The sequence below is a fragment of the Mangrovicoccus sp. HB161399 genome (assembly GCF_013184745.1).
Classification (GTDB): Bacteria; Pseudomonadota; Alphaproteobacteria; order Rhodobacterales; family Rhodobacteraceae; genus Mangrovicoccus.
On sequence record NZ_JAATVU010000064.1, the window covers coordinates 1 to 26,625 of the forward strand.

Sequence of the window (26,625 nt, forward strand, 5' to 3'; positions counted from 1 at the left end):
GCGTCCGGCCGCGCGGTTCAGGCCGTTGATCAGCGGGTCGAGCTTGCCGGGCTTGATCTTGTCCAGCCTGCCGAGGTTGGCGACGACCTTGATCCGGACCTTTCCAGCCTCGTCGCGGTGCCCCTCGACGAGCTGCAGGTAGCGGCGGCCGCCGGATTCCGTGATGCGCGTGTACATGGACGAACAATATTCCGTCCATGCACCTTGCCACAAGGTCAATAATTCACATGACGTGTTACAACAAGACTTCGGCTGAAACCACTATTCCCGGTCGCCAACCCATTGTTTTCATTATGCACGGGGAGGCGCAACCCGCCGAAATCGCGATTTAGCTGTCGAACCTGGGCTGCTCGGCTTTCTGGACGGGCTTCCGCCTTGCGTTGTCGCAATGGAAGCTTGTGGCGGCGCGCATCACATCGGGCGCTTCTGTCTTGAGAAAGTGAGTTTGCCCCCGGATCCCGGACCGGGGGCAAGCTCACGATGGCCAAGGCCAGTCCGAGATCCCAGTCAAGCATGGCCGGTGTCCGGTTTCCCGGGGCGGATCAGAACATCAGCGTGTCGCTGGCCAGCATGGCCGCGTAGTCCTGCTGCACGGTTTCCGCATCCCAGGCGCTGTTGTCGATCTCCAGTCCATTGACCGAACTCTGGGCGGTACCGACCCACTCGCTGCCGAACATGAAATCGTTGTGGGCATCGTCGACGAGAGCGCGATAGGCTGCCGTGCCCTGCAGCACGCCGTCAATGTAGAAGCTGGCCGTGTCGGTGGTTTCGGCATCGATCACGACGGCGACATGGTGCCAGTCGGCATCGTTCAGCGCGGCACCCTTCGAGAAGAGGTTGGTGACGCCGGTGCCTTCGCCGGTGTTCAGCAGCTTCAGCAGCATCTCGCCGTTGTCGCGCAGGTTCAGCTGGAACCAGCCCTGCTTCTTGAACAGCGCACCGATATCTCCATCGGCAGCATCGCGCTGGTAGCAGAAGCTGATGGTGAGCGCCTCGTCACCCTGAAGGTCGGTGCCCGCATCGACCACCACTACATGATCGCTTGAGATTTCGAAGGTCCCGTCGGTGCTGGCGATCTCGTCGCCGGAAAGGGTCGTGACCTTCCCGCCCAGATCTGTCTCGTCTACCAGGATCCCGTTCTCCGTTCCCATCGCAAAGAGGAACGTGTCAGGCATTTGGACGACCGGAGCAATGCCGGGATCTTCGGGGGGGATGGCCCTGGCCTCTTGCTCGAAAGCCGCGAGGTGCTCCTGCACGTCTTCGGCACTCCAGGATTCGGAACTGACCTGCAGGTCGGCGATCTGCATATGGATATTGTCGCCGCTGCGGTTGCCGAAGGTGAAGGCGTCGTCGCGGTTCGGCAGCGTCCAGTCCACCGCGACCGAGGTTTCCAGCACGCCATCGAGATAGATCGCGGCAGCTTTCTCCTGCAGCGAGTCGAAGCTGATGGCAATATGGTGCCACTCGCCGTCCGTGACATCCGCGCCCGCGGTGAAATAGTTCACAGCTACGCCGGTTTCGGGGTTGATGATCTTGAACAGAAGCTCGCCGGTGTTGCGCAGGTTGACCTGCAGCCAGCTGGTCTTGTTCAGGATGGTGCCGACGGCGGTGTTCTCCGGATCGATGCGGAAGCCGAACTCGATGCTGGCCTGCGGGAGCAGGCTCATCGGAGTGCCGGTCGGCAGCGCGACAGTGCCGGTATCCGGCATGTCGATCGACCACATGCCGGTCTCGGCATCCTCCACCAGGAGAGAGCTGCCAACGGACAGCACGCTGCCATAGCTGGAGGCATCGGCTGCCGTGCCGTCCTCGATGTCGAGATCGAAGAGCAGCGCTGCGGGCTGGCGTGTCACGGTGGCGGCGGCGCCGACGGCCAGGCCGTCCCTGACGATTTCGACACTGACCGCATGGTTGCCGCGGGCCGCATAGTCGAAGCTCGTGCTGGCACCGGTGGCAAAGGAGCCGTCCTCGAAATGCCAAGTGATGTCATAGCCGGACAGGTCGATGGCGTTGCCCATGCCGTCGGTCACCATCAGCGTGTAATCCGTGCTCAGAGGCGTCGCGTAGTCGAAGGGGGAAGCGAGCACGACCAGATGCACGCCGCCGGTTTCCGCGGTGAAGCTGAAGATGTCGGCGCCGATGGTCCCGTCCGCGCTGTCGGCGATCGAGCCCTCGCGCAGCATCAGGTTCGCCACGTCGCCTGTGGCCCGGAACTGCTCCAGGTTGGCGATGACCGCGTCATAGTAATCGGGCTGGCCCAGAAGCAGGGACTGCAGGATCACGTTGTTCTCGATCACTGCTGCGGGCAGGTCCTTGTCGTCGAGACCGCTGGCGATGTTGCTGGAGATCGTGACGGCCTCGGACGAGGTGATTTGGATCCGGCCCTCGCCGAGAATGGTGTTGTTGGTGACCAGAAGGCCCTCGACAAAGCTCAGCTTGACGCCGCCCTGGAAATCGATGTCGATGATGTTGTTCTCGACCACGAAATTCCGGAAGGCCCAAGTGTCGAGATCGCCGCCCCAAAGGTCGACTTCGTCGTTGCGGGCGAAAATCGCTTGGTGCGCATTGGCACCGTCTTCGCCCTGGCCATCGAAAAAGTTGTGGCGGATGGTGACATTCTCGGTGCGGCGGTCGGTGGAATGGGTCCAGAGCTGGATGAAATCGGCATGCAGCCAGCTGATGTCTATGCCGAGCCACTGGGTGAAGGTGTTATCCTCGATCAGCAGCCCGTTGACGCCGCCGCCGCGGATGCCGTCCTCCTGGATGTCATGGAAGCTGTTGCCGGTAATCGCCACGGTGGTGTTGTTGCGGTGCGAGATGCCGCGCAGGTAGTGGCTGATGTCGCAATCCGCGATGGTGACATTCTCGCTGCCGAGCAGGTAGATTGCGCCGCCGACGAACTCGGTGCCTTCCGGTCGGGTGCCGTAGCCGTCGGCCTGGCCCTCGAAAGTGCAGTCCTGGACAGTGATATTCGCGCATTGCTTGAGGATCAGATCCTCGGAATTGTAGTTGAGGCTGGCACGCAGCGCCCCGCTGAAGGTCACGCCCTGGATGACAACGCCGTCCATGCGGGTGAGGATCATCTGGTCGATGACTGCCTGGTTGTTCGGGTCTTCGGAGGTGATGGTGACGGGCGGATCGTAGGAGACGACATCCGCATTCCAAGCCGAGACGGAATACTTCTCATCGCTGGCAGAAAGAGAAATTGTATTGCCGGGTTTCGCGTTCTTGATTGCGGCTTCAAGTTCAACGGAATTGGTTACTCGTACGACACTCATTTTTTGGCCTTCTCCGACACGCCGCTTCTGGAGGCACGATTTTTTGCGTCCGGGCTATTTTTACCGGCTCCTGAAGAACAGAAGATTGCTGCAACCTGTCTTTTTTGGGGTGTTCATGCGACAAAACCTGATCCGAAAATTCATTCGGATAACACATGTCGACATTGTGGTTTTTGCGTTTCTGCTCGGGCGATTTCCTGTGGATTTCTTCCTCTTCCGGGCTGAGGATTCGTGCTGGCTGTGCTCCGTGGTTAATTGTTTCCAATATTGATTCTTTGTGGGTCATTCAAACTTAATTATTTCTTAACTTTACATGGAAAATCGGGAATCCGGAGGCTTCAGGAAGAGGATGCGCCGAGAGAAAACAGGAATTTTGAAGCAGTCTCTCAGCTTGCGCGCTAAAGTTGAAATATTTCATCCATTTGTTAATACTTGAAAAATTTTCTATCGATTGGGAGACGCTTGGATGGGGTGGAGGCGGATGCTTCCATAAGGAGGCTCTTGCTTCCGGCGCGACGGGAGGTCGCGCTGCCTGCCGAGACCGCTGCATCATGTTGCATCATGCTAAGGATGGAAAACATATCCGCGCGGGATCGTCTCATGTCCAAGTCTCCCCCCCCGTACCAGTGTTTGGTCTGTGCGCTGTTGCCGCCTTCGCTTGCCGTGCTGGCCGCAGCCGCAACTGCCCGGGAATGGCCTGCGGATCTGCCATTGGCCGGGGCGCTCGGGCGGATGCTGGAAAGTCTGCAGCCGCAGCTTGCAGCCCTGGCGGTCCTCATGGGTCTGGCCCTGGCGCTGCTAGGTGCGCGCCGCCTCGGTGCGGCGCTGGCCATTGTGGCAGTGCTGGCCGGCGGTGCCGTGGCGGCCCGGCATCTGCGGGTCGCGCAGCCGCTGGTGCCTGGAGCCGCACCGGTGGCCACGGTTCTGTGGATCAATCTGCTCAATACCAACGCGACACCACCGGAAGAGCTGGCAGAGGCACTCGCGGCGAGCCCTGCAGATGTGATCCTCGTCGCCGAGCCGCGGGCGTTGCAGAGCCAGCTGGCTGCGCTCTCAGAGGCGTTTCCGGTGCAAGTTGGCTGCAGGGATTCACGCGAGGGATGCGGCATGCTGGCCCTGGCGCGGGACCCTGCGGTGCGGCTGCGGCTGCGCAAGGCCGGCGGCTACCGCCCCGGCGGGATCGCAGTCGCCGAAATCGACCGTCCCGGCGCGGCACCCCTGACCGTGATCGGGGCGCACCTTGTCAAGCCCTGGTTCGACGGGATGATCGAGCCGGAAGCCTGGTACTTGGTGGATGCGTTGCGCAATGTGCCCGGGCCGCTGGTCCTGGCGGGCGATTTCAATGCCGCACCCTGGAGCCAGCGCGGCGGCCGCCTGGAGCGGAAATGCGGGATGCTGCCGCCGCGCCTTCCCGTGGCAACCTGGCCAGTTGCAGCGGGGGCTCTGGGCGTGCCGATTGACGGCATGATGGTTCGCGGCGGCGCACGGCTCGCCAGCCTTGCCCCTTGGGGAGAGGCGCTCGGATCAAATCACCGCGGACTTCTGGCCAGCGTGGCGGTGCCGGGTCCGGAAACCGTGGCGCCCCCCGATTCCTGCTCACCGGCCGGGTATTTTGATTGATTTCCGGAGGGTGGCATGGACCCGCCCGATCTTGCCGCCGGGCAGCTCTCCGGCTTTGCACCGGCCAAGCATGGACCCGCCCCGGGCTCCTTTCATTGCGGCGAAAAAGGCGTGCGGCCTACCCGGCACTGCCAGTCAGCGCCTGGCGCAGCATCCAGCGGGCTCGGACCAGCCGCAGCCGCCAGAGCGTTCCCAGCGCGCGCCATTTCTCCAGGGGGGAAAGCACCGGGCTGCACGTCACCTTCAAACTGTGCGGCAGCGCGGATCCCGCTACTGCCAGCGCCCTGGACCCCCAGCGCAGCCGCGCCGCAGCACCGGTGCCGTTCGAGCGGAACATCTCGGATGTGGTGCGGCGCCACTTGCGTGCAAGAGCGGGCCAGTCCTGCCGGGTCGGATGTACCACCGCCAGCGCATCGGCATAGTGCAGCGGTATCCCCTTGGCGGTAGCGGCACGACACCAGTCCACGTCTTCGGCCATGCCCGGCACCATCGGTCCGGCAATTTCGAAGACCCGGCGGCTGGCCAGCAGGTTCGCGGTGACCGAGAAGCCTTTCTTTTCCACATAGGACCTCTGGTGAAAGGCGAAGACGGTCTCGAAGGCCTCGGCGCCGGATTTCGGCGGCGGGGTCTCGTCGAAAGTGTCCACCCTCCCGCCGTTCAGCGCATCTTCCCCGGAAAGCGACAGCGCTGTCGCAAGCCAATCCGGGGCGGGCACGCAGTCGCTGTCGAGGAAGGCCAGATGCGGTGCCGCAGTCTCTGCCACGCCGCGGTTGCGCGCTGCCGCCGCGCCCTTCTCCGGCTCGACGACGAAGCGGACCGACGGAAACTCCGCTGCCAGGGGGCCGAGATCGAGCGGCGAGGCATTGTCGACGACTACGGCCTCTGCCTCGGGATGGGCGGCCAGCTGCGGCGCCAGAGCTTCCAGACAGTGCCGCAGCCGGACAGGATCGTTGTAATGCGGGATCACGACTGCCAGCCGCGGCTCAGCCCTGGTGGTCATGCCCGTTCCCCCGCAACCTGCCGCTGCCCCACCACCCGCGCGGGCACGCCCGCGGCGACCGCCATGGCCGGGATGTCCCGGTTGACCACCGCGCCCGCGGCGATCACCGCGCCGTCGCCGATCGCGACACCAGGCAGCACCACCACCTTGGCGGCCAGCCAGACATCGCTGCCGATCGTCACATCGGCCTCGTCCATAGGCTGCTGCGTGACTGGATGGCCGTCATTGAAGCGGTAGCCCGCTGCGGTGACCAGCACGTCGGGGCCGAAGAGCACGTCGTCGCCGATGACGATCCGCCCGTGCGATGGTCCGGCCCAGAGCGTCGTGCGCGCGCCCAGCCGCAGCCCGCGCCCGGCGCTGATCCGCTCGGCATTGGCGAAGCATGCATCCGGGCTGATCGCGGCGCCCGGTCCCAGCGCCATCTGCCGCAGCGGCCGGACATGGCTGTAATTGTGGTAGTTGACGATCTTGAAGAGATGCGCCCAGGCGCGCGGGTCGAGCACGCCGCCCAGCAGCCGCAGCGCCCGTGCCGGTTTTGACAGCGCTTTCTTGCGCACGGGTCCCCCTGCCGTTCCGTTCATCTGCCGGTTTCCTCCCCGTATCCCGCCAGCCAGTCGTGCCGTGCCTGCCAGACATGGCGCCATTTCCCGGCTGCGGCATCAAAGCGCCCGCCGGGCAGCAGCGCCAGCCCCCCCGTCGCCGCGCGCCGCCCTGCCGCCCAGACCCACATCAGCCCCAGTCCCAGGGACACCAGCGCCCGGGGCCAGTGATCGCGGATCAGCGTGGCACGCGCCTTGGCGACCCGTGCCATCTTCTCGGCGCGCTTGCTGTAGCTTGCCCCCACGAGGTGCATGATCTCGGCTTCGGGTGTGATCATCGGCCGGTAGCCCTTTGCCGCGGCGCGCAGGCACAGATCGGCTTCTTCGCCGTACATGAAGTATTTCAGGTCGAACCCGCCCAACTCCTCCCAGAGCGTGCGGCGGATCATCAGGAAACAGCCGACCACGATATCGACCTGGCGCACGCTGTTGCGTGCCCAATTGCCCATGCCCTCGGGGTTGAACAGTTCCGAGCCCCTGAACAGGGCCGATAGCCCCGTCGCTTGGCAAAAGGCTGACCAGGGGGTGATCTTCATCCAGCAGGAGGCGATGTTGAGAGAGCCGTCGGGAAAGACAGTGCGCCCGCCGGTGATCCCGGCCTGCGGATTGGCCCTGGAGAAGGCCAGGAGCCGGTCGACCGCGCCGTCATGCACCTCGGTATCGGGATTGAGCAGCAGGAGCCATTCGGTTCTGGCCTCTGCTGCGGCGATGTTGTTGGCTCGGGCGAAACCGAGATTCTCCGGCGACGCGACAAGCTCGACCTGCGGAAAGGCGGCTGCAATGGCCGCAGCCGAGCCGTCCTGGCTGGCATTGTCCCAGACTACGGTCCGGAACCGCGTCTGCCGGGTCTGCGCATGCAGCGTTTCCAGGCATTTCAACGTCAGCTCGCGGGTGTTGTAGCTTACGACGATGACGGTCAGCTCCGGCGCGTCGGCCCCTGCGGGAAAGGTGTCCATGCCGCTCCCTGCTCAGGCACGCTTGGCCCGGCGCAGCGCCAGGAGCCGGTCTCGGGTGTCACGCAACGGGGTCAGGAAGGAATTCTCCAGCAGGATCTGCATAGGTCCGGCCGGGCGCAGCTCGGCGAAAGCCGTTTCGGGAACCAGCCCTGCGATCTCCTCCGGCGCGATCCGGCGGCCGCGGATCTTGTTCGATACGTTGCCGTCATGGATCACCTGCAGCCAGGCACCGCGCCCCTCGATCTGGGTCAGCTTTCCATGCTCGGCGATGGCCATGTGGTGGATGCCGGGCGCGGTCACCGGGGTTTCGGTCCAGTCCGAGAGGCAGGAGAAGAACGGGTTCGATTCATGCCGCATCCGGTAGAGCGCGCCGTTTCCCATGACATAGCCGTTGGCGAAGTTGTAGACGCCGTGCGCGCCGTCCCGCGCGCGCACCTCCGCCTGCAGCCGCGCGGCGAAATCCACCGCCAGCGCGTCGTCATTGTCGAGCCGCGTGGTCAGCAGGAGCGGTGTGGTGCGGCCGAAGCGTTCGTTGAGCGAGCGGCCCCAGCCTTCGGTCAGGAACAGCCCGGTGTAATAGGGCTCGAAAGGGAAGACCCTGCGCAGCTCCTCGACGCGGCTCCTGAATTCCGGCGGCGTGTTCTTGTCGAAATAGATGATCCATTTCAGATCTGGCACGTCCTGGGCCGCGACCGAGGGCAGGCAGTAGCGCTCGAACAGCTCGAAGCGGCCGCGCAGCCAGCCGGGGCGGTTGCGCAGCGAGCTCTCTCGGCCCGGCGTGGCCAGGTTGAACCGGGTCATCAGCACATGGGTCAGGGGCTGCATCGCTGTATCCGTCCTGGAGTTTCCTGCATCATGCCCCGGAACCGGGGGAGGGGCCAGACAGCATGCCCTGCTGCCCTGGCCGCAACGGGTCCGGCTCTAGCAAGTCCGGCGGGCTGCGCCCATGGGACATCTTCTTCCGGCCTTGGGCGGGGAACGGGGCCATCAGTCCCGGCGACGCAGGCCACGGCGGACCATGCCGAGGAAATTCCTGGCGAAGACCGCGCTGCCGCCCTGCCGCGCGGCGGCGCCAATCTGCAGCCCGCGATAGTCCGGAACCGGCCGCCCGATTGCGCGCAGCCCCCAGAGCCGCGCCAGCAGCGCGTGGCGGCGGTTGCGCTGGCCGGGCTGGATCGCGCGCAGCCGGGACATGTCGAAAGGGGCGGTTTCCACCTTGCCTGCCGCGCGGAGCCGCTCCAGAAGCGCCCCCCCGGCCGCGGTGCGCACCAGGAACAGGCTGGTGCCATCCTGCTCCTCGAAAAGCGGATAGCCGCGGTCATCGGTTTCCCAGGCATCTGCGCAGACCAGGTCGGCAGCCGTGCCGGTGCCGTCGGCGCAGATCTTGCAGCGGTGCTGGATATGGCGCGACAGGATCTCTCCCCAGCTGTCATGGTAGGACATGTCGCGCGTGCTTCCATCCCTCAGCGTGGCGGTGGCGCGTCCCGGCCAGCCCTGCCCCCGATAGCGGAAGGAGACGGTCTCCCCAAGGCTGGTGCCGAGCGCCGCCAGAACTGCTTCTGCCCCGGAATGGGAGGGCACGCCCGCACAGAAGAAGGACAGCATCCAGGGAATCTGGCGGGAGATGCGGGGATCCTCGGCTGCCAGCGCGCGCAGAGCGGCCACGTCGCAGGGTTTGCCTATGAAGGCCAGCCGCCGTCCGCCTTGCAGATGTGCCTCGAGATCCGCCAGCGGGGAAGAGGGGGCATAGCGTGACCCGGCCGCTTCCAGAACTTCGGCCCGGTTCGTGGCGAGGACCGGGCGGTTGGCCACGGGATCTTCTGCGGCGGCGATGCAGATCACCGCATCCACCTCGCCGGCTTCCAGCAGGTAGGCCGCGGCTTGGCTCAGGCCTCCGCCCGAGGAGCCGCGGTAGCGCAGCTCGGGATCAGTGGAATTGCCGGTCTCGGCCGCAATCCAGGGCCCCCAAAGCACGTCGTTGCGGCGGCCTGCGGGATTGACCCGCTGTCCCAAGCCGGGGCAGATCCGGGCAATGCGCGCCTCCTCGGCGGCATCGAGCGGCCCGGACTGAACCGGCCTCAGATAGCCCGGCGGCTGCAGCTCCATGGCAATGCGCCCGGGGGCTGCCGCCGCGCAACCGCCGCAGCCGGCGCAAAGACTGCCCCTGGCAACCTTGTCCAGAGAGGAGCTGGGAACGAACTGGGAACTGGCATCGCGTGACACGGGAAACTCCTCTGCGCTGGCCAAGCCGGGAAGCCGCCGGGCCCGCATTGCAGCTATGCCGGGGCGGAGCAATTGCCACAAGAGCAGATTGAGGTCCAAAAAATGTTATTTTCCCTTTGAAAATGCTTTCGGAAATGCAAAAGGTGCGAAGCATTCGGCAGTTGAATGCCAACCGCAGGATACAGCAGGATACAATAGTAGGCGGCTTCCCGTGCCTGACCAGACCATTACCATATGCCTCACCGGGCACTCGACCAATTCGGACAACCTCGGAGTCGGCGCGCTGACCGTGGCTGAAGTTGACATCCTGCGCGGCATCGCCCGCCGGACCGGTCTGCCCTTGGCCATCCGGGTGATAGACTGGCAGGATAGCCGCCAACCCTATGTCGGAGGGCCGGACATCGAGATCCTGCGCATCCGCGGCCGCGAGATCCTCGATCCGCGCAAGGTATTCCGGGCGATCCGCGGATCGGATCTGGTCATCGACATAGGCGCCGGCGACAGTTTTGCCGACATCTACGGCAGCAAGCGGCTGACCCGGATGTTCCTCATGAAGTACCAGGCGCACTTGGCCGGGGTGCCCTATGTGCTGGCGCCCCAGACCATCGGCCCCTTCGCCAAGACTGCCAGCCGGGTGCTGGCGCGAGCCCATATCCGGCGCTGCAGGGCGGTTTTCACCCGCGACGGGCTGTCGACCCGGGCGCTCGAAGAACTCGGCGCCGCCGAAGGCGCAATGGAAGCCTCGGACGTGGCGCTGCGCTTGCCCTATGACCCGCCCGCACCGCGCAGTCCCGGCGGTCCGGTCCGGGTCGGACTGAATCCGTCTGGGTTGCTGCTCAACGGCGGCTACACCGGCGGCAACATGTTCGGGCTGAAAGCTGACTATCCCGCCCTGATCGATTCCATCATCGCGCATTTCCTCGGAATGGAGGGGGTGGAGCTGCATCTGGTGGCGCATGTGATTTCCCAGGACCAGCCGGTCGAGGACGACTACCGCGCCTGCCAGGCGCTGGCGGAGCGCCATCCCGGCACGGTTCTCGCTCCGCGCTTTGGCAGTCCGTCGGAAGCCAAGAGCCATATCGCCGGGATGGATTTTTTCATGGGCGCGCGGATGCATGCTACCATAGCCGCCTTTTCGGCGGGGGTGCCGGTCGTGCCGATGGCCTACAGCCGCAAGTTCGCGGGGCTGTTCGGAACGCTGGGATACAACCGGGTGGTGGATTGCACCTCCTTGGACAATGATGCCGTCCTTGCCGCGGTGACGGAGGGCTTCGAGGTGCGCGCCGTGCTTGCTATCGAAGCGGCGGAAGCCCTGCGCCGCGGCAAGGACAGGATGGCACTTTACGACCGGACCTTGGAGGACATCCTGCGGGGCATCGCCATGCGCAAGCGGGGCTGAGGGCGTCGTGCACAAGGTGCTGATGTAACACGGATGTAACTAGATGCCGATGTACAGGATATCTAAAAGCCAAGCTGCGAATTAGGAGCGGCCAAGCAGGAGCCTGCGATGGATGGACAAATTATTGATATGCCGCGTCTCGATGCGATCTGTGCAGCTCGGCCCCTGGCCGGGCGGAAGGTGCTGATCATCGTCGAAAACCTGCCCTTGCCTTTCGACCGCCGGGTTTGGCACGAGAGCCGAACGCTCGTCGCGGCAGGCGCCCAGGTTGCAGTGATCTGTCCGATGGGCAAGGGCTACGAGGCGCCATATGAAGAAATCGACGGCGTCCATATCTACCGCCACCCGCTGCCTGTCGATGCCTCCGGCGCGGCGGGCTATCTGCTGGAGTATGGCGCGGCGCTCTGGCATGAGACGCGGCTGGCTTGGAAGGTGCTTCGCAAGCACGGCTTCGACACGATTCATGGCTGCAACCCGCCGGATCTGATCTTTTTGATCGCCTGGCAGTTCAAGCTCTTCGGCAAGCGCTACATCTTCGACCATCACGACATCACCCCCGAACTCTACGAGGCCAAGTTCAACAAGCGCGGCTTCTTCTGGCGGTTGATGCTGCTTTTCGAGAAACTGAACTTCCGCACCGCCGACGTGGTCATCTCGACCAACCAGAGCTACCGCCGGATTGCCATGGAACGTGGCGGCAAGGCCGCGGAGGACATCTTCGTGGTCCGCTCCGGTCCTGATCTCACCCGGCTCCGTCTGTTGCCGCCCAACCCGGCTTGGAGGAACGGCCGCGAGGCGATGGTGGGCTATGTCGGCGTCATGGGCGACCAGGAGGGAATCGACCTGCTGCTGGAAGCCGCCCGCGAGATCGTGTTCGATCGCGGCCGCGACGTGCAGTTCGTGTTGGTCGGCGGCGGCCCGGCGCTGGACGAGCTGAGGGCGCTGTCGGAGAGCTTGGGGCTCGAAGACCATGTCACCTTTGCCGGACGCGCCCCGGACAGCGAGCTCTTTGAAGTGCTTTCGACCGCGGATGTCTGCGTGAATCCCGACCGGGTGAACCCGATGAACGACAAGTCGACCATGAACAAGATCCTCGAATACATGGCCTTCGCCAAGCCGATCGTGCAGTTCGAAGTGGTCGAGGGACGCTATTCGGCGCAGGAGAGTTCGCTCTATGCCGTGCCCAACGACACCTCCGACATGGCCGGCAAGATCCTCGAACTGATCGACGACCCCAGACGCTGTGCCGTGATGGGCCGGACAGGCCGCGAGCGGATCGAGAGCGAGCTGGGCTGGGACTACCAGGTGAATACGCTGGTCGACGCCTACCGGCGTGCCGCGGGTTAGCCGGGAGAAGGACTGATCCGGGTGACTGGATCAGCCCGTTGCCGGAACTCTGGGGCTTCGCTGCCAATCCCGCTCCAGTCTCCGGCCGTTCGCAGCGCATGGCTGGCAGTCCTGACCCGGCATTTACGCTTGTCCTGTTCCGGGACTCTGCTGCGGCAAGGAAGGAACCGGCTCAGCCGAGCCAGACGCCGCTTTCCATCACGCGCCGCACGACGCCGGCCTGGCTCTTCGCCCCCATCCGGGCGAAGAGCTGCTTGGAGGCGCTCCTGGCGGTGCCGATGGTCCAGCCCAGATCCGCCGCGGCCTCCTGCAGGCTCATCCCGTCGCAGATCCGCGCCGCCAGCCGGGCCTCGCTGCGGCTGATCCCGAACGCCCCGGCCAGCCGCTCCGGCGGCAGGGCGCGCGCCGCGCGGGCATGGCGCAGCCGCCCGAGCAGCGCGGGCGCGAGCGGCCCCTCCGCGGCCTCCAGGACAAGCTGCACCCGGGGGCGGTGCGACAGGTCGATGCGCTGCTGCCGCGGCGCGCCCGGCCGGGCCAGCGCCGCCAGCGCCTGGCGCAGCGCCAGCGCGGCAGGCTCCGCCAGCGACAGCCGCCCGTCGGCCCTGATCCCGATCCCGGCGGCCGCCGCGAGCTGTCCGGCGGCGCCTTCGGCCATGTCGGTCACCTGGCCCGAGGGAGAGAACAGGAGCCAGCCTGCGCCGAGCGCGCTGCAGATCTCCCGGTCGAGCGCGGCCCGCGCGCGCGCGCGGCGGAGCTGGCGCCAGCCGTTCAGGGCGAGCCCGAGATAGGGTACGAGATTCGACAGCTGCAGCCCGTCGATCGCGCGGAAATCGCTGCCGCTGCGCTGCAGGGCCAGCAGCACCTGCCCGTCCTGTCCGATCCGCCACCGCAGCGCGCGGAGGGGGGAGGAGGCCTGCGCAGGGGACGCCCCGGCCGGGCCGGGCAGGTCGGTCCGGGAATAGACCCGGCCGCTGCGCATCCGCTCGGCCACTGCCTCGCCTGGTCCGTCCCAGGGCAGCCCGGCCTGCCAGGACTGCGCCGGGCGGCCGGGCCAGGACACCCGCATCAGCGCGCTGTCGGCCTGGGTGGCCTCCGCCAGCAGCGCGAGGAAGTCCTGCCACGGCCGGTCCTCCCCGGCATCGCCGTGCTCCGGCGCCGCCGGGCCGGGCATGTCCATTGCGGCGGCGAACAGCGCCGCGACGATCTCGGCTTCCTGCGACATGCGATCCCTCCGGAGATTTACCCCCCATATGGGGGGTTATCTGCCCCCTGGGCAAGGATAGCTTCGTCTCTCAGTACGGTAGCCATTCTGACAGAGACGCCCGATGGACAGCAAAACCCTCACCCACCTGCAGCGCTTGGAAGCGGAAAGCATCCACATCATGCGCGAGGTCGTTGCCGAGGCCGAGAATCCGGTCATGCTCTACAGCGTTGGCAAGGACAGCGCGGTCATGCTGCACCTCGCCAAGAAAGCCTTCTACCCGGCGCCGCCGCCCTTCCCGCTGCTGCATGTCGACACGACCTGGAAGTTCCAGGACATGTACAAGCTGCGCGACAAGGCGGCCAAGGATGCGGGCATGGAGCTGCTCGTCTACCAGAACCCCGAGGCGGTTGAGCGCGGCATTAACCCGTTCGACCATGGCGGGCTGCATACCGACATGTGGAAGACCGAAGGCCTGAAGCAGGCGCTCGACAAGTACGGCTTCGATGCGGCCTTCGGCGGCGCGCGCCGCGACGAGGAGAAGGCGCGGGCGAAGGAGCGGGTGTTCTCCTTCCGCTCGGCCAACCACCGCTGGGACCCGAAGAACCAGCGCCCCGAGCTCTGGCGCCTCTACAATGCCCGCAAGGCCAAGGGCGAGAGCGTGCGGGTCTTCCCGATCTCCAACTGGACCGAGCTGGACATCTGGCAGTACATCCACCTGGAAGGCATCGAGATCGTGCCGCTCTACTTCTCGGCGCCGCGCCCGACGGTGGTCCGCGACGGGCTGATCCTGATGGTCGATGACGAGCGCTTCCCGCTCGACGGCGAGGAACCGGTGATGCGTTCGGTGCGCTTCCGCACGCTGGGCTGCTATCCGCTGACCGGCGCGGTGGAGAGCGAGGCCAAGACCCTGCCCGACGTGATCCAGGAGATGCTGCTGACCACCACCTCCGAACGCCAGGGCCGCGCCATCGACCACGACCAGGCCGCCTCGATGGAGAAGAAGAAGCAGGAAGGCTATTTCTGAGCGCCGCCGCGCCGGACCGCCCTCCTTCCTCCCCTTTCAGTCAGGTACGCATTCCATGAACACCCAGGAACCCATCTACAAGACCGACGCGCTGATCGCCGAGAACATCGAGCAGTATCTCGAGACGCACCAGCACAAGACCATGCTGCGCTTCATCACCTGCGGCTCGGTCGATGACGGCAAGTCCACCCTGATCGGGCGGCTGCTCTACGATTCCAAGATGATCTTCGAGGACCAGCTGGCCACGCTCGAGGCCGACAGCAAGCGCTCGGGCACCCAGGGCGAGGAGATCGACTTCGCGCTGCTGGTCGACGGCCTCGCCGCCGAGCGCGAGCAGGGCATCACCATCGACGTCGCCTACCGCTTCTTCACCACCGAGAAGCGCAAGTTCATCGTCGCCGACACCCCCGGCCACGAGCAGTACACCCGCAACATGGTGACCGGCGCCTCCACCGCCGATCTCGCCGTGATCCTGATCGATGCGCGCAAGGGCATCCTGACCCAGACCCGCCGCCACAGCTACCTGGTCAAGCTCCTCGGCATCCGCCACGTGGTGCTGGCCGTCAACAAGATGGATCTGGTCGATTACAGCCAGGAGGTCTTCGACAAGATCGTCTCGGACTACACCGCCTTCGCTGCGGAGATCGGCATCGAGACCTTCACGCCGATCCCGATTTCGGGCTTCAAGGGCGACAACATCACCGGCCCGAGCGAGAACACCCCCTGGTATGACGGCGTCTCGCTGCTGCCGCATCTCGAGGAAGTCGAGGTCGAGGACAGCCGCGAGCAGGCCAGCCCGTTCCGCATGCAGGTGCAGTGGGTGAACCGCCCGAACCTCGATTTCCGCGGCTTCGCCGGGCTCGTCTCCTCGGGCCAGGTGCGTCCGGGCGACGAGGTGCGGGTGCTGCCTTCGGGCAAGACCTCGACCGTGGCGCGCATCGTTGCGCTGGAAGGCGACCGGGACTTGGCGGTTGCGGGCGAGTCGATCACCCTGACGCTGGCCGACGAGATCGACTGCTCGCGCGGGCAGGTGATCGTTGCGTCCCAGTCGCCGCTGGAAGTCGCCGACCAGTTCGAGAGCACGATCGTCTGGATGGACGAGCACGAGCTGCTGCCGGGCCGCGCCTACTGGATGAAGATCGGCACCCAGACGATCTCGGCGACGGTGGCGGAGCCGAAATACGAGGTCAACGTCAACACCCAGGAGCACCTGGCCTCGAAGACGCTCGACCTCAACGCGATCGGCGTGGCCAACATCACCACCGACCGCGAGATCCCCTTCGCGCCCTATGACGAGAACCGCGATCTCGGCGGCTTCATCCTGATCGACAAGATCACCAACCAGACGGTCGCCGCCGGCATGCTGCATTTCGCGCTGCGCCGCGCCCAGAACGTCCATTGGCAGGCCACCGACATCACCCGCGACAACCATGCGGAGATGAAGAACCAGAAGCCTGCGGTGCTGTGGCTGACCGGCCTGTCGGGCTCGGGCAAGTCGACCATCGCCAACATCGTCGAGAAGAAGCTGGCGCGGATGAACCGCCACACCTTCCTGCTCGACGGCGACAACGTCCGCCACGGGCTGAACAAGGACCTGGGCTTCACCGAGGCCGACCGGGTGGAGAACATCCGCCGCGTCGGCGAGGTCGCCAAGCTGATGACCGATGCGGGCCTGATCGTGATCACAGCCTTCATCTCGCCCTTCCGCTCGGAGCGCGACATGGTGCGCTCGATGATGCAGCCGGGCGAATTCGTCGAGGTCTTCGTCGACACCCCGCTGGAAGTGGCCGAGAGCCGCGACGTGAAGGGGCTCTATGCCAAGGCGCGCTCGGGCAAGCTGAAGAACTTCACCGGCATCGACAGCCCCTACGAGCATCCCGAGTCCCCGGAGCTGCGCATCGACACGACCGAGATGACCCCGGAGGAAGCGGCGGATCTCATCATCGCGCGGCTGATCCCGTAAGGGGCGGCCGGAGCTTCCGCGGGCCGCCGCGCGCGGCCCGCGCCTGCCCGCTTGCGTGACGTCATGGCTCCTTTTCCCGGGGAGCCGGACCAATAGAATTGGCCCGTGAGAGTGCCCCGTCCGCCTGCGGGCGGGGCGCTGCAGCGAAGCGGTTTCGGGAGTTCTTTTGATGAGTGGCGCAGTATTGGTGACCGGCGGGGCCGGCTATATCGGCTCGCATGCCTGCAAGGCGCTGGCCGCGGCAGGCTACGAACCCGTCACCTTCGACAGCCTTGTGACCGGCTGGCGCGAGGCGGTGAAATACGGCCCCCTGGAGGAGGGCGACCTGCGCGACCGCGGCCGGGTCCTCGAGGTGCTGCAGCGCCACAGGCCGGTGGCGGCGATGCATTTCGCGGCGCTCTCCAATGTCGGCGAGGCCAGCCGCGATCCCGGGCTCTACTGGGACAACAACGTGATCGGCACGCTGCGCCTGGTGCAGGCGATGGCCGAGGCGGAGGTGCCGCATCTGGTCTTCTCCTCCACCTGCGCCACCTATGGCGAGCAGGACGGGGTGATGCTGGACGAGAGCTGCAGGCAGGATCCGCTCAATGCCTATGGCGCCTCCAAGCGCGCCGCCGAGGATCTGATCCGCAACTTCGCGGCCGCGCCGGACGTGGCCCTGAGCCATGTCTTCTTCCGCTATTTCAACGTGGCCGGCGCCGATCCGGATGCGCAGATCGGCGAGTTCCACCGGCCGGAGACCCATCTGATCCCGCTGGCGCTCGACGCGGTCTCGGGGCGGCGCGAGCTGCTGACGATCAACGGCCAGGACTATCCGACGCCCGACGGGACCTGCGTGCGCGACTACGTGCATGTCACGGACCTGGTCGCCGCGCATGTGCTGGGGCTGGAATACCTGCTGCGGGGCGGCACCTCGGAGGTGTTCAACCTCGGCACCGGGCGCGGCTTTTCGGTGCGGGAAGTGGTCGAGGCGGTGGCCAGGGTGACCGGCCTGCCGATCCCCGCGAAGGACGGGCCGCGGCGCCCGGGCGACTGCGCGGCGCTGGTTTCCGGCTCGACCCGGGCGGGCGAAGTGCTTGGCTGGACACCGGAACATTCGGTGCTCGACGAGATGATCGCCACCGCCTGGGCCTGGCACCAGCGTCCCGGCTACGCCTCCTGAACGGGCCGGCGCGCCCGGACGCCCTGTCTCGGACTGCGACCTCAGGACCGGGACAAGGGACTGTTTTTCGCGCCCCCGGCATGCCAGAACTTTCGGGACGGAAACGTTGTAAACCCATCAGGCAGGTCTGTCAGTGATTTATCCAGTTCTTCTTTGCGGCGGATCGGGCACGCGCCTCTGGCCGCTGTCCCGCAAGAGTTATCCCAAGCAATTTGCGAGCATTCTCGGCGGGCAGAGCCTGTTCCAGAGTTCGGCCCTGCGGTTCTCGGGCGAGAGCTATGCCGCCCCCGTCGTGGTGACCGCCGATGCCTTCCGCTTCGTGGTGACCGAGCAGCTCGGCGAAATCGGCATGGTCCCGGGCGCCGTGCTGATCGAGCCCCAGGGGCGCAACACCGCCCCCGCCGCGATCCTGGCCGCGCTCCATGTCGCCGCCGCGGACCCCGCCGGGCTCGTCCTGCTCACCCCGGCCGATCACGCGGTCGAGGACCCGGCCGCCTTCCGCGCGGCCGTGGCGGCCGGGACCGCCGCTGCCGAAGCCGGGCAGATCGTCACCTTCGGCATCCAGCCCGACCGCGCCGAGACCGGCTATGGCTGGCTCGAGGCCGGCGAGCCCGACCATGGCGGCGCGCAGGCCCTCACCCGCTTCATCGAGAAGCCCGATGCGGAAACCGCCGCCAAGCTCCTGGCCGACGGGAAGAACCTGTGGAATGCGGGGATCTTCCTGGCGCGCGCGGACACGCTGGCCGAGGCCTTCAAGGCCCATGCCCCGGCGATCCACGATGCCGCCGCCGCCGCGTTCGAGGCCGCGAAGACCGACCTGTCCTTCACCCGGATCGACGAGGCGCTGTGGCAGCTCGTGCCGGAGGATTCCATCGACTACGCGGTGATGGAGAAGGCCTCCAACGTCTCCGTCGTTCCGTTCAAGGGCCACTGGAACGATCTCGGCTCCTGGGAAGCCGTCTGGAAGGAGATGGAGGCCGACGAGGCCGGCAACGGGCTGAGCGCGAATGCCACGGCGCTCGACTGCGAGAACAGCCTGCTGCGCTCCGAGGACGAGGGCATCGCGCTCGTGGGCATCGGGCTGAAGAACGTGGTGGCCGTGGCGATGAAGGACGCGGTCATGGTGGCCGACATGTCCGACAGCCAGAATGTCAAGAAGGCGGTCTCCATCCTCAAGGAGCAGGGCGCGTCGCAGGCCGAGCAGCTGCCGCGCGACTACCGTCCCTGGGGCTGGTACGAGACGCTGATCCTGTCGGACCGATTCCAGGTGAAGCGCATCCATGTCCATCCCGGCGCCGCGCTGTCGCTGCAGAGCCATGTCCACCGCTCCGAGCACTGGATCGTCGTGCAGGGCACGGCGCGGGTCACCGTCGACGACGACGTCAAGCTGCTGACCGAGAACCAGTCGGTCTACATCCCGCTCGGCGCGATCCACCGGATGGAGAACCCCGGCAAGGTGCCGATGGTGCTGATCGAGGTCCAGACCGGCGCCTATCTCGGCGAGGATGACATCATCCGCTACGAAGACATCTACGCGCGGAGCTGATCCATGGCGCCCAAATTCGGCACGAGCGGGCTGCGCGGCCTGGTCACGGAACTGACCGATGATCTGGTCGCGGACTACACCCGCGCCTTCCTGGCCGCCTGCCCGAATGGCGGCCATGTCTTCGTCAGCTGGGACCTGCGCCCCTCCTCGCCGCGCATCGCCGGGGCGGTGATCGCGGCGGCGGCGGGCGAGGGCATTGCCGTCACCCGGGCGGGCATGCTGCCCACCCCGGCGCTGGCGCTGGCCTCGATGCGGGCCGGGGCCGCGGCGATCATGATCACCGGCAGCCATATCCCGGCCGACCGCAACGGGCTGAAATTCTACCTGCCCGGCGGCGAGGTCTCGAAAGAGGACGAGACGCGGATCAATGCCGCGCTCGGCCGCCCCTCCGCGGGGCTGGAGGCCCCGGTCGCGGAGGCAGCTGGCATCGCAGAAGCCTATGTCGCGCGCTACCGCACGGCTTTCGGGGCCGAGGCCCTGTCGGGGCTGAAGATCGGCGTCTACGAGCACAGCTCGGCGGCGCGGGACTTCCTGACCGACATCGTGCGCGAACTGGGCGCCGAGGCCGTGCCGCTGGCGCGCTCGGACATCTTCATCCCGGTCGACACCGAGGCCGTGGACCCGGACACCCGCAGCATGCTGGCGGCCTGGTGCGGGGATCACGGGCTCGACGCGGTGATCTCCACCGACGGCGATGCCGACCGGCCGATGGTCACCGATGCCGCCGGGCGGATCGTGCCCGGCGACATCCTGGGGCCGCTCACCGCGCAGCTCCTGGGCGCGGAAGTGCTCTGCACGCCGGTCTCGTCGAATACGGCGGTGGACGCGATGGGCTTCGCCCGCATCCTGCGCACCAGGATCGGCTCGCCCTTCGTGATCGCGGCGATGGAAGAGGTCCTGGCCGGGGACCCGGCGGCGAAGGTCGTGGGCTACGAGGCCAATGGCGGCTTCCTTCTGGGCTTCGGGGCGGACGGGCCCGCCGGGATGCTCGCCCCGCTGATGACCCGCGACAGCCTGTTGCCGATCATCGCACCCCTGGCGCTGGCGAAGGCGCGGGGGCTTGACCTTGCCGGCCTGGTGGCGACGCTGCCGCCGCGCTTCACCGCGGCCGACCGGATCGCCGGGATCGAGCCGGACGTGTCGCGCAGCTTCATCGCCCGGATGACCGGCGATGCCGGGGCGCGCGCGGCCTTCTTCGACGGCATGCCGCCCGAGACCGGGACCGACCTGACCGACGGGCTGCGCGTCACCTTCGAGGGCGGCGACGTGATCCATCTGCGCCCCTCCGGCAATGCGCCGGAATTCCGCTGCTATGCCGAGATGGCCGACAGCGCCGCAGCCGAAAGGCTGGTCGCGGAGGTGCTGGAGAAGCTCGGGGCGGAACTGGCCTGACGCCCTCCTGCGCAGCCCCCGCGACGGGGCTGCGCGGCGCTCAGACCTGGTAGTAGTCCCGGTACCATTCGACGAATTTCGCGACGCCGTCGCGCATGTCGGTCTGCGGACGGTAGCCGGTCAGGGCCTGCAGCAGGCTGGCATCCGCCCAGGTCGCCGGCACGTCGCCGGGCTGGATCGGCATGTAGTTGCGGATCGCCTTGCGCCGGGTCGAGGCCTCGATCGCCTCGACGAAATCCAGCAGCCGCTCCTTGCGGGAATTGCCGATGTTGACCACCCGCCAGGGCGCGACCGGGCTCAGGCTGTCGCCCGCGACCGGCGCCGCGCCGGCATCGGGGGCGGGCGGCACCGCGTCGACCAGCAGGCGGATGCCGCGCACCAGATCCTCGACATAGGTGAAGTCGCGGTACATCTCGCCGTGGTTGTAGATGTCGATCTTCTCGTTGCCGAGGATCGCCTTGGTGAACTTGAACAGCGCCATGTCCGGACGCCCCCAGGGCCCGTAGACCGTGAAGAAGCGGAACATGGTGATCGGCAGCCCGTGGATATGCGCCCAGGAATGGGCCATCGCCTCGTTGGCCTTCTTGGTGGCCGCGTAGAAGGACATCTGCGTGTCGCACTTGTCCGTCTCGGCATAGGGCATCTTGGTGTTGGCGCCGTAGACCGAGGAGGTCGAGGCCATCAGCAGGTGCTGCACCCGGTGCTCCAGCGCCACCTGCATGACGTTGAAGCTGCCCACGATATTGGCATCGACATAGGCGGCGGGGTTCTCGATCGAGTAGCGCACGCCCGCCTGCGCGGCGAGATGGACGATTATGTCAGGTTTCGCCGCGGCGGCGAAGTCCGCGAGCCCGGCGGCATCCTCCAGCATGCCCTCGCGGGCCGTGAAGCCCGGAAGCTGGGCCAGCGCGGCATGGCGGGCCTCCTTGAGGGCGACCTCGTAGTAGTCGGTCATCCCGTCATAGCCCCAGACCTGCCAGCCCTCTTCGAGGAGAAGCCTGGAAAGGTGGAAACCGATGAAGCCGGCCGAGCCGGTGATCAGGGCGCGAGGCATTGTCTTCCGCTTCCGCTTTTGGTTGTTCCGCCCTGCCCGGCGGGAGCGCCGCCGGGCAGGGACCGTCTCAGCGGCCGACGGCCGCGTATTCGGCGAAGCCGGCGGCAAGCACGTCGCCGCGGTCGTAGATGTTGCGCAGATCCGCCATCACCGGCGTCGACATCGCCTTGGCCATGCGCGCCAGGTCGAGGGCGCGGAACTCGTTCCATTCGGTCAGCAGGATCACGGCGTCCGACCCTTCGGCCGCGGCATAGGCATCGGTTTCCCAGGCCACGCCCGGCAGCAGCGCCTCGCCCTCGCGGCGGCCCTGCGGATCGACCACCCGCACCGTCGCGCCGCCGCCCACCAGCGCGGGCACGATGGTCAGCGAGGGGCTCTCCCGCATGTCGTCGGTATTGGGCTTGAAGGTCACCCCCAGCACCGTCACCACCTTGCCGTTCACCGAGCCGCCGCAGAGATCGACGATCTTGTCGATCATCCGCCGCTTCACCGCGTCGTTCACCGCCATCACCGTCTCGGTGATGCGCATCGGCACCGCGTATTCCTGGCCGATCCGGGCCAGCGCGGAAGTGTCCTTGGGGAAGCACGAGCCGCCGTAGCCGGGCCCGGCATGCAGGAACTTGTTGCCGATCCGGCCGTCGAGCCCCATGCCCTTCGAAACCGCCTTCACGTCGGCGCCGACCTTCTCGCAGAGGGTGGCGATCTCGTTGATGAAGCTGATCTTGGTCGCGAGGAAGGCGTTGGCGGCGTACTTGATCATCTCGGCGGATTCCAGGTCGGTATAGACGATCGGGAAATCGCGCAGGAAGAGCGGCCGGTAGACCTCGCCCATCACCGCTTTCGCCCGCTCGTCCTCGACGCCGACCACGACCCGGTCGGGGCGCATGAAATCGTCGATCGCCGCGCCCTCGCGCAGGAATTCCGGGTTGGAGGCGACGCCGAATTCGGCGTCGGGGGCGGTGCGGCGGATGGTTTCCTCGACCTTGCGGTTGGTGCCCACGGGCACGGTCGACTTGGTGACGATGACGGCGAAGCTCTTGAGGTTCCGCGCGATTTCCTCGGCAGCGGCCATCACGTAGGTCAGGTCGGCATGGCCGTCGCCGCGCCGCGTCGGCGTTCCGACGGCGATGAAGATGGCGTCCGCGCCTTCCATGGCACCGGCGAGATCGGTGGTGAAGCTCAGCCGTCCGGCCTCGACATTGCGCGCCATGACGGCATCGAGGCCGGGTTCGTAGATCGGCACTTCGCCGCGCTCGAGCATCTCGATCTTGGCAGGCATCTTGTCGACGCAGACGACTTCATGTCCGAAATCCGAGAAGCACACTCCCGAGACCAACCCGACATAGCCAGTGCCAAGCATGACAATCTTCATGAAAACATACCGCCGGAAGCGGCTCCCTGCCAATTACGCCGTGTATCTGACGGCCCGCGCTGCCACGGTCCAACCGTATCCTGACTGCTTCTGGCTTGTCAGCGCGACGTTTTCAACCGGAGGGACGGCGGCGCCCTTATTCCGCGCGCACGGAAAAGGGCCGGGAAGGCCAGTCGGATCGCTAGGTCCGACCCGCTGGACAGAGGTCCGGGATCCACAGGCAGTGGTCCGGCGCACAGGGAGCAGGACCGGAGAACTGGCGAACGTCTGGGCAAATGCCGGACAAGTGCACGGCACTTGGGCAAATTTGCGCCAATTCCGCGTCAAATGGACCAGCGGCCGAAACCGTGGTTAACGAATCAGGCAAGTTTTGGAAAATCAAAGAGGATTGTTGGCAGTGCGGCCTGCGCGTTTCGCAGGTGCAGTTCTGCCGGTTCGTGAAATTAACCGGGATCCGGCTCATTCCGGAAGGCCGCCCGGCATTCGTTCAAGGGTAAGGGGTGCAATGACTGCTTCCGCAAAGTATCCGCAGGTTTCCGAAGTCGCAGAGACACGGGACGCCGCGCGGCGCAGCGTTCCCCTCGGCCGCTGGCCGAAGCGGGCCTTCGATATCGGCTTCGCGTCCCTCGCCCTCGCGGCCAGTGCGCTTCCGTTCCTGATCATCATGGCGCTTCTGAAGATCATGAGCCCCGGGCCGGTGTTCTTCTGCCAGGAGCGCGTCGGCTTCGGCGGCCGCCGGTTCAAGTGCCTCAAGTTCCGCACCATGGTCGTGGATGCCGAGGAGCGCCTGCAGAAATACCTGGCGGAAAATCCCGAAGCCCGTGCCGAATACGAGGTGATGCGCAAGCTGCGCGATGATCCGCGGATCGTGCCGGGCATCGGACGCTTCCTGCGCAAGACCAGCCTCGACGAACTTCCCCAGTTCATCAACGTGCTGCGCGGCGACATGAGCGTCGTGGGGCCGCGCCCGATCATGCTCGACCAGATCGATGTCTACGGCGTGCATATCCGCGCCTACGAGCGCACCCGCCCCGGCATCACCGGCCTGTGGCAGGTCTCCGGGCGCAGCAACCTCTCCTTCGAGGAGCGGGTCCGCCTTGACGCCCAGTATGTCGAGTCCTGGAGCATGGGCCGCGACCTGGCGATCAGCGCGCGCACCTTGGGCGTCTTCTTCGACAGCAAGAACGCCTGCTGAGAGCGCGGCCGCGCGGGCGGAAAAATCGCCGGGCCCCGTTCGGCTCCGGCGGGATTTCCTTGGAAATCCGCCCCCGGAACACCTAAGGTTCAACCCTCGGTTGCCTGGGAGGGGGAGGTGTGGCCGGTTCGGTCCTGATAATTCCGTTCCTGTCCGTTTTCGGAAGCCTCGCCCTGTGGATCATGGGGGCGGGGCCTCTTGCCATCCTCGCGTGGTTCTTCGCGATCGGCCCGCTGCTCGGGATCGGGCTTGTCGCGCTGCTGTCCCGCCTGGATCGCGGGGCCGGGCGGCGGCAGAGCTCCCGCCGGAGCCTCGACGACCCGGCGGAACGCTGAGGCGTCAGGCCGGGATGCGCCCGGGTTGTGCGCGGGTGTCGAGGCAGCGCACCCCTTCCGCAGAGACATGCACGGCGCTCAGGCAGCCGGTGGCATAGGCCCCGGTATCGATCGAGATGCAGCCGCCTGCCCGGGTCACCTGCCCGCAGATCACATGGCCATGGATGACCCATGCCCCGTCGGCGCGCGGCTGTCCGCCGAAATCCGGATGCCCCCAGAGCAGGACGTCACGGCGCTGCAGGCCGAGGGGCAGGTCCGGATCGGCCGCGGCATGCACCACCGCGACATTGCCGCTCTGCCAGTGGACCGGCAGGCCCTGCAGCCAGGCAACCAGGTCCGGCCCCATCGCCGCGGCCAGCCGGTCGCGGATGTCGGCCAGCGCCCCGCCGGACATCCCCGCGGGCAGGCCGACGCCGAAGCTCGCGAGCGTCTGCAGGCCGCCGTTGCGCAGCCAGGAGGCGCCGTCTTCCGGCCGGTCGAGGAAGTGCAGCAGCATGTCCTCGTGATTGCCCGCCAGGCAGGTCAGCGCCACGTCCGGCTCCGCCTGCAGCCGGCGCAGCCGTTCCAGAACGGCGCGGGAGTCCTCGCCCCGGTCCACGTAGTCCCCCACGCAGACGACCCGCGGGATATCCGGCGCGGCATCCTCGCGGATCTGCCGCAGCAGCTGCTCCAGCAGGCGGTCGCAGCCATGGATGTCGCCGATCGCGTAGAATGGCTCCTCCGGGGCGAGCGGGGCTTCGGGATTACGGGCCGCAGGACGGGAGGGCGCCTGCCCGAACAGTTTCCGGAGAAGCCTCATCTCTGACATCCTCTGGTCTGGCGGCAGGGATCATGCGGATCGGGCTGCCGGTTGCTTCGGAAGGCAAGACTATAGCAGCCGGCTGCCGGGCTTCCAGCCCGGCAATCCGTGCCCTTATGTCCCGCCCGCCGCCCTGGGACCGCGGCCGGGCGGACGGAGAGAATCGGGCGGCCCGCCTTCCCCCGGCATCGCCCGCGCGGCAGGACGGCGGACGGTCCCGGCCCCTTGCGGCAGCGGGATGGCGGCCGCCGCGCCCGGATCTGGCCTGCCGGGCCGAAAAACTCCGCCGCGCCCCGCCTTCGCGGATGCAGCATCTATCCTTGTCCGCGGAAATTCTGTACGTTGGGGGAAGTTAATGGAGTTCCGTGAGATGAAAACACTCGTACTTTCCCTGCCCCTCGTCCTGGCCGCCGGCTTCGCATCGGCACAGTCCTCGGACGAAAACCTGCAGCTTCCCGCTCCGAACGACGTCACCCCGTCGGCATCGGACATGGGGGTCCAGGCCAGCGCCGGCGGGCTGCTGACCGCCCTCGACGTGACCACCACCACCACCACCACCACCACGCAGTGACGTCGGCCTCCCCCCTGCCTCAGCAGGGGGGAATTCCGATGCCGATCAGCTCGACCCCGCTCAGCCGGAAATATCCGGCAATCCGGGTCCGGCCGGTCCGCAGGTACCAGCTGCGCAAGGGCTCGGGATAGTGGTCGGCAATGCGGCGCGACCAGTACTCGAGCTGGCCGGGACGCAGTGCGGCACCGTAATGCGACGGCCATGGAATCCGAAGCTCGTCCGGCGGACGACGCAAACCCCGGGAAGTCCCAGATGCATCGTGCAGGCCGAGAGGCATTCGGCACCGCGGATCTCGACGCGGGAATTCTGCCTGCGCAGGGTCTCGATCAGCGCGATCCGCTCCGGAACGCTGCCGCCGCGGTCGTTGCGGATCACGATCCTGCTGTCCGGCGGCGCCGCCCCGGCCGGGGAGCGGAAGCCCGGCACGATGCAGGCCGAGATCATCGCGGCAAACAGCATGATGGCGCATTCCTGCCGGTACCGCATCTCTCCGCCTCCCGTCCGGCCCGGCGGCAGATCTGGCAGAGGTGACTTAACATTGCCTTGACCGCGGACGGGGACGGAAACAGCAGGAAAACCGAATTTG

At 66.6% G+C, this 26,625-nt stretch carries 23 protein-coding genes and 1 pseudogene; 11 read left to right on the plus strand and 13 right to left on the minus strand.

Features of this window, described 5'->3' with window-relative positions; all coding sequences use genetic code 11:
* From HCC78_RS33945 to HCC78_RS24740, 3 genes and pseudogenes are all read right to left on the minus strand, one after another.
* A pseudogene (locus tag HCC78_RS33945) lies at window positions 1–177 on the minus strand (IS1634 family transposase); the annotation flags it as partial.
* Between the two features lie 365 nt (window positions 178–542).
* Window positions 543–3,278, minus strand: a complete 2,736-nt coding sequence (locus HCC78_RS24735) for a LamG-like jellyroll fold domain-containing protein (protein WP_172331452.1) — start codon at window positions 3,276–3,278, stop codon at window positions 543–545.
* Window positions 3,247–3,564 carry a hypothetical protein gene (locus HCC78_RS24740; RefSeq protein WP_172331453.1) on the minus strand — a complete coding sequence of 106 codons (318 nt, stop codon included), beginning with the start codon at window positions 3,562–3,564 and terminating at the stop codon, window positions 3,247–3,249. Before HCC78_RS24740 ends, HCC78_RS24735 begins: the two co-directional genes overlap by 32 nt.
* 314 nt (window positions 3,565–3,878) lie before the next feature.
* Here HCC78_RS24740 and HCC78_RS24745 point away from each other — a divergent pair, with 314 nt between their 5' ends.
* Window positions 3,879–4,898 (plus strand): endonuclease/exonuclease/phosphatase family protein, encoded by a 1,020-nt coding sequence (locus HCC78_RS24745; RefSeq protein WP_172331454.1) that lies wholly within the window; start codon window positions 3,879–3,881, stop codon window positions 4,896–4,898.
* A gap of 118 nt (window positions 4,899–5,016) precedes the next feature.
* Here the strand turns inward: HCC78_RS24745 and HCC78_RS24750 are convergent, their stop codons facing one another.
* The 5 genes from HCC78_RS24750 to HCC78_RS24770 form a co-directional block, all read right to left on the minus strand.
* Entirely contained in the window at window positions 5,017–5,898 is an 882-nt protein-coding gene (locus HCC78_RS24750; protein WP_172331455.1) for a glycosyltransferase family 2 protein, read from the minus strand.
* A complete protein-coding gene (locus HCC78_RS24755; RefSeq protein WP_172331456.1) occupies window positions 5,895–6,479 on the minus strand; it encodes an acyltransferase in 585 nt (194 codons plus the stop codon). Before HCC78_RS24755 ends, HCC78_RS24750 begins: the two co-directional genes overlap by 4 nt.
* Window positions 6,476–7,453: a glycosyltransferase family 2 protein gene (locus HCC78_RS24760; protein WP_172331457.1), complete on the minus strand. Its 978-nt coding sequence runs from the start codon at window positions 7,451–7,453 to the stop codon at window positions 6,476–6,478. The genes HCC78_RS24755 and HCC78_RS24760 overlap by 4 nt, the downstream gene beginning before the upstream one ends.
* 12 nt (window positions 7,454–7,465) lie before the next feature.
* Window positions 7,466–8,278, minus strand: coding sequence for a glycosyltransferase (locus HCC78_RS24765; RefSeq protein ID WP_172331458.1), 813 nt, complete (start codon window positions 8,276–8,278; stop codon window positions 7,466–7,468).
* A gap of 162 nt (window positions 8,279–8,440) precedes the next feature.
* Complete coding sequence (locus HCC78_RS24770) at window positions 8,441–9,559, minus strand: Coenzyme F420 hydrogenase/dehydrogenase, beta subunit C-terminal domain (RefSeq protein ID WP_253949345.1); 1,119 nt, start codon at window positions 9,557–9,559, stop codon at window positions 8,441–8,443.
* Here HCC78_RS24770 and HCC78_RS24775 point away from each other — a divergent pair.
* A complete protein-coding gene (locus tag HCC78_RS24775; RefSeq protein ID WP_253949346.1) occupies window positions 9,558–11,075 on the plus strand; it encodes a polysaccharide pyruvyl transferase family protein in 1,518 nt (505 codons plus the stop codon). The two genes, HCC78_RS24770 and HCC78_RS24775, sit on opposite strands and share 2 nt — an antisense overlap.
* A 108-nt stretch (window positions 11,076–11,183) precedes the next feature.
* The gene (locus HCC78_RS24780) at window positions 11,184–12,422 is read left to right on the plus strand and encodes a glycosyltransferase family 4 protein (protein ID WP_172331461.1); all 1,239 of its coding nucleotides are present in this window, start codon (window positions 11,184–11,186) and stop codon (window positions 12,420–12,422) included.
* Between the two features lie 172 nt (window positions 12,423–12,594).
* On the opposite strand, the gene HCC78_RS24785 is transcribed toward HCC78_RS24780, so the two are convergent.
* The gene (locus HCC78_RS24785) at window positions 12,595–13,644 is read right to left on the minus strand and encodes a helix-turn-helix transcriptional regulator (RefSeq protein ID WP_172331462.1); all 1,050 of its coding nucleotides are present in this window, start codon (window positions 13,642–13,644) and stop codon (window positions 12,595–12,597) included.
* Window positions 13,645–13,747: 103 nt separating this feature from the next.
* On the opposite strand from HCC78_RS24785, the gene cysD reads away from it, so the two are divergent.
* The 5 genes from cysD (at window position 13,748) to HCC78_RS24810 (ending at window position 20,713) form a co-directional block, all read left to right on the plus strand.
* The gene (cysD, locus tag HCC78_RS24790) at window positions 13,748–14,650 is read left to right on the plus strand and encodes a sulfate adenylyltransferase subunit CysD (RefSeq protein WP_172331463.1); all 903 of its coding nucleotides are present in this window, start codon (window positions 13,748–13,750) and stop codon (window positions 14,648–14,650) included.
* 55 nt (window positions 14,651–14,705) lie between these two features.
* A complete protein-coding gene (gene cysN, locus HCC78_RS24795) occupies window positions 14,706–16,613 on the plus strand; it encodes a sulfate adenylyltransferase subunit CysN (RefSeq protein WP_172331464.1) in 1,908 nt (635 codons plus the stop codon).
* Window positions 16,614–16,782: 169 nt separating this feature from the next.
* Entirely contained in the window at window positions 16,783–17,775 is a 993-nt protein-coding gene (gene galE, locus HCC78_RS24800; RefSeq protein WP_172331466.1) for a UDP-glucose 4-epimerase GalE, read from the plus strand.
* A gap of 133 nt (window positions 17,776–17,908) precedes the next feature.
* Window positions 17,909–19,321, plus strand: a complete 1,413-nt coding sequence (locus tag HCC78_RS24805; protein WP_172331467.1) for a mannose-1-phosphate guanylyltransferase/mannose-6-phosphate isomerase — start codon at window positions 17,909–17,911, stop codon at window positions 19,319–19,321.
* A gap of 3 nt (window positions 19,322–19,324) precedes the next feature.
* The gene (locus tag HCC78_RS24810) at window positions 19,325–20,713 is read left to right on the plus strand and encodes a phosphomannomutase (RefSeq protein ID WP_172331469.1); all 1,389 of its coding nucleotides are present in this window, start codon (window positions 19,325–19,327) and stop codon (window positions 20,711–20,713) included.
* A 40-nt stretch (window positions 20,714–20,753) separates the two neighbouring features.
* Here HCC78_RS24810 and HCC78_RS24815 read toward each other — a convergent pair whose 3' ends face one another.
* On the minus strand, window positions 20,754–21,767 hold the full coding sequence (locus HCC78_RS24815) for an NAD-dependent epimerase/dehydratase family protein (RefSeq protein ID WP_172331470.1): 1,014 nt from the start codon (window positions 21,765–21,767) through the stop codon (window positions 20,754–20,756).
* A gap of 67 nt (window positions 21,768–21,834) precedes the next feature.
* Window positions 21,835–23,139: a UDP-glucose/GDP-mannose dehydrogenase family protein gene (locus HCC78_RS24820; RefSeq protein ID WP_172331471.1), complete on the minus strand. Its 1,305-nt coding sequence runs from the start codon at window positions 23,137–23,139 to the stop codon at window positions 21,835–21,837.
* 505 nt (window positions 23,140–23,644) lie between these two features.
* Between HCC78_RS24820 and HCC78_RS24825 the strand changes: the two genes are divergently transcribed.
* Together HCC78_RS24825 and HCC78_RS24830 are read left to right on the plus strand one after the other, a co-directional pair.
* Window positions 23,645–24,334: a sugar transferase gene (locus HCC78_RS24825; protein ID WP_172331472.1), complete on the plus strand. Its 690-nt coding sequence runs from the start codon at window positions 23,645–23,647 to the stop codon at window positions 24,332–24,334.
* A gap of 119 nt (window positions 24,335–24,453) precedes the next feature.
* Window positions 24,454–24,669 (plus strand): hypothetical protein, encoded by a 216-nt coding sequence (locus tag HCC78_RS24830; protein ID WP_172331473.1) that lies wholly within the window; start codon window positions 24,454–24,456, stop codon window positions 24,667–24,669.
* Between the two features lie 4 nt (window positions 24,670–24,673).
* Here HCC78_RS24830 and HCC78_RS24835 read toward each other — a convergent pair whose 3' ends face one another.
* Complete coding sequence (locus HCC78_RS24835) at window positions 24,674–25,468, minus strand: metallophosphoesterase (RefSeq protein ID WP_172331474.1); 795 nt, start codon at window positions 25,466–25,468, stop codon at window positions 24,674–24,676.
* 370 nt (window positions 25,469–25,838) lie between these two features.
* Between HCC78_RS24835 and HCC78_RS24840 the strand changes: the two genes are divergently transcribed.
* The gene (locus HCC78_RS24840) at window positions 25,839–26,039 is read left to right on the plus strand and encodes a hypothetical protein (RefSeq protein WP_172331475.1); all 201 of its coding nucleotides are present in this window, start codon (window positions 25,839–25,841) and stop codon (window positions 26,037–26,039) included.
* Between the two features lie 60 nt (window positions 26,040–26,099).
* Here the strand turns inward: HCC78_RS24840 and HCC78_RS24845 are convergent, their stop codons facing one another.
* Complete coding sequence (locus HCC78_RS24845) at window positions 26,100–26,525, minus strand: hypothetical protein (RefSeq protein WP_172331476.1); 426 nt, start codon at window positions 26,523–26,525, stop codon at window positions 26,100–26,102.
* Between the last annotated feature and the right edge of the window lie 100 nt (window positions 26,526–26,625).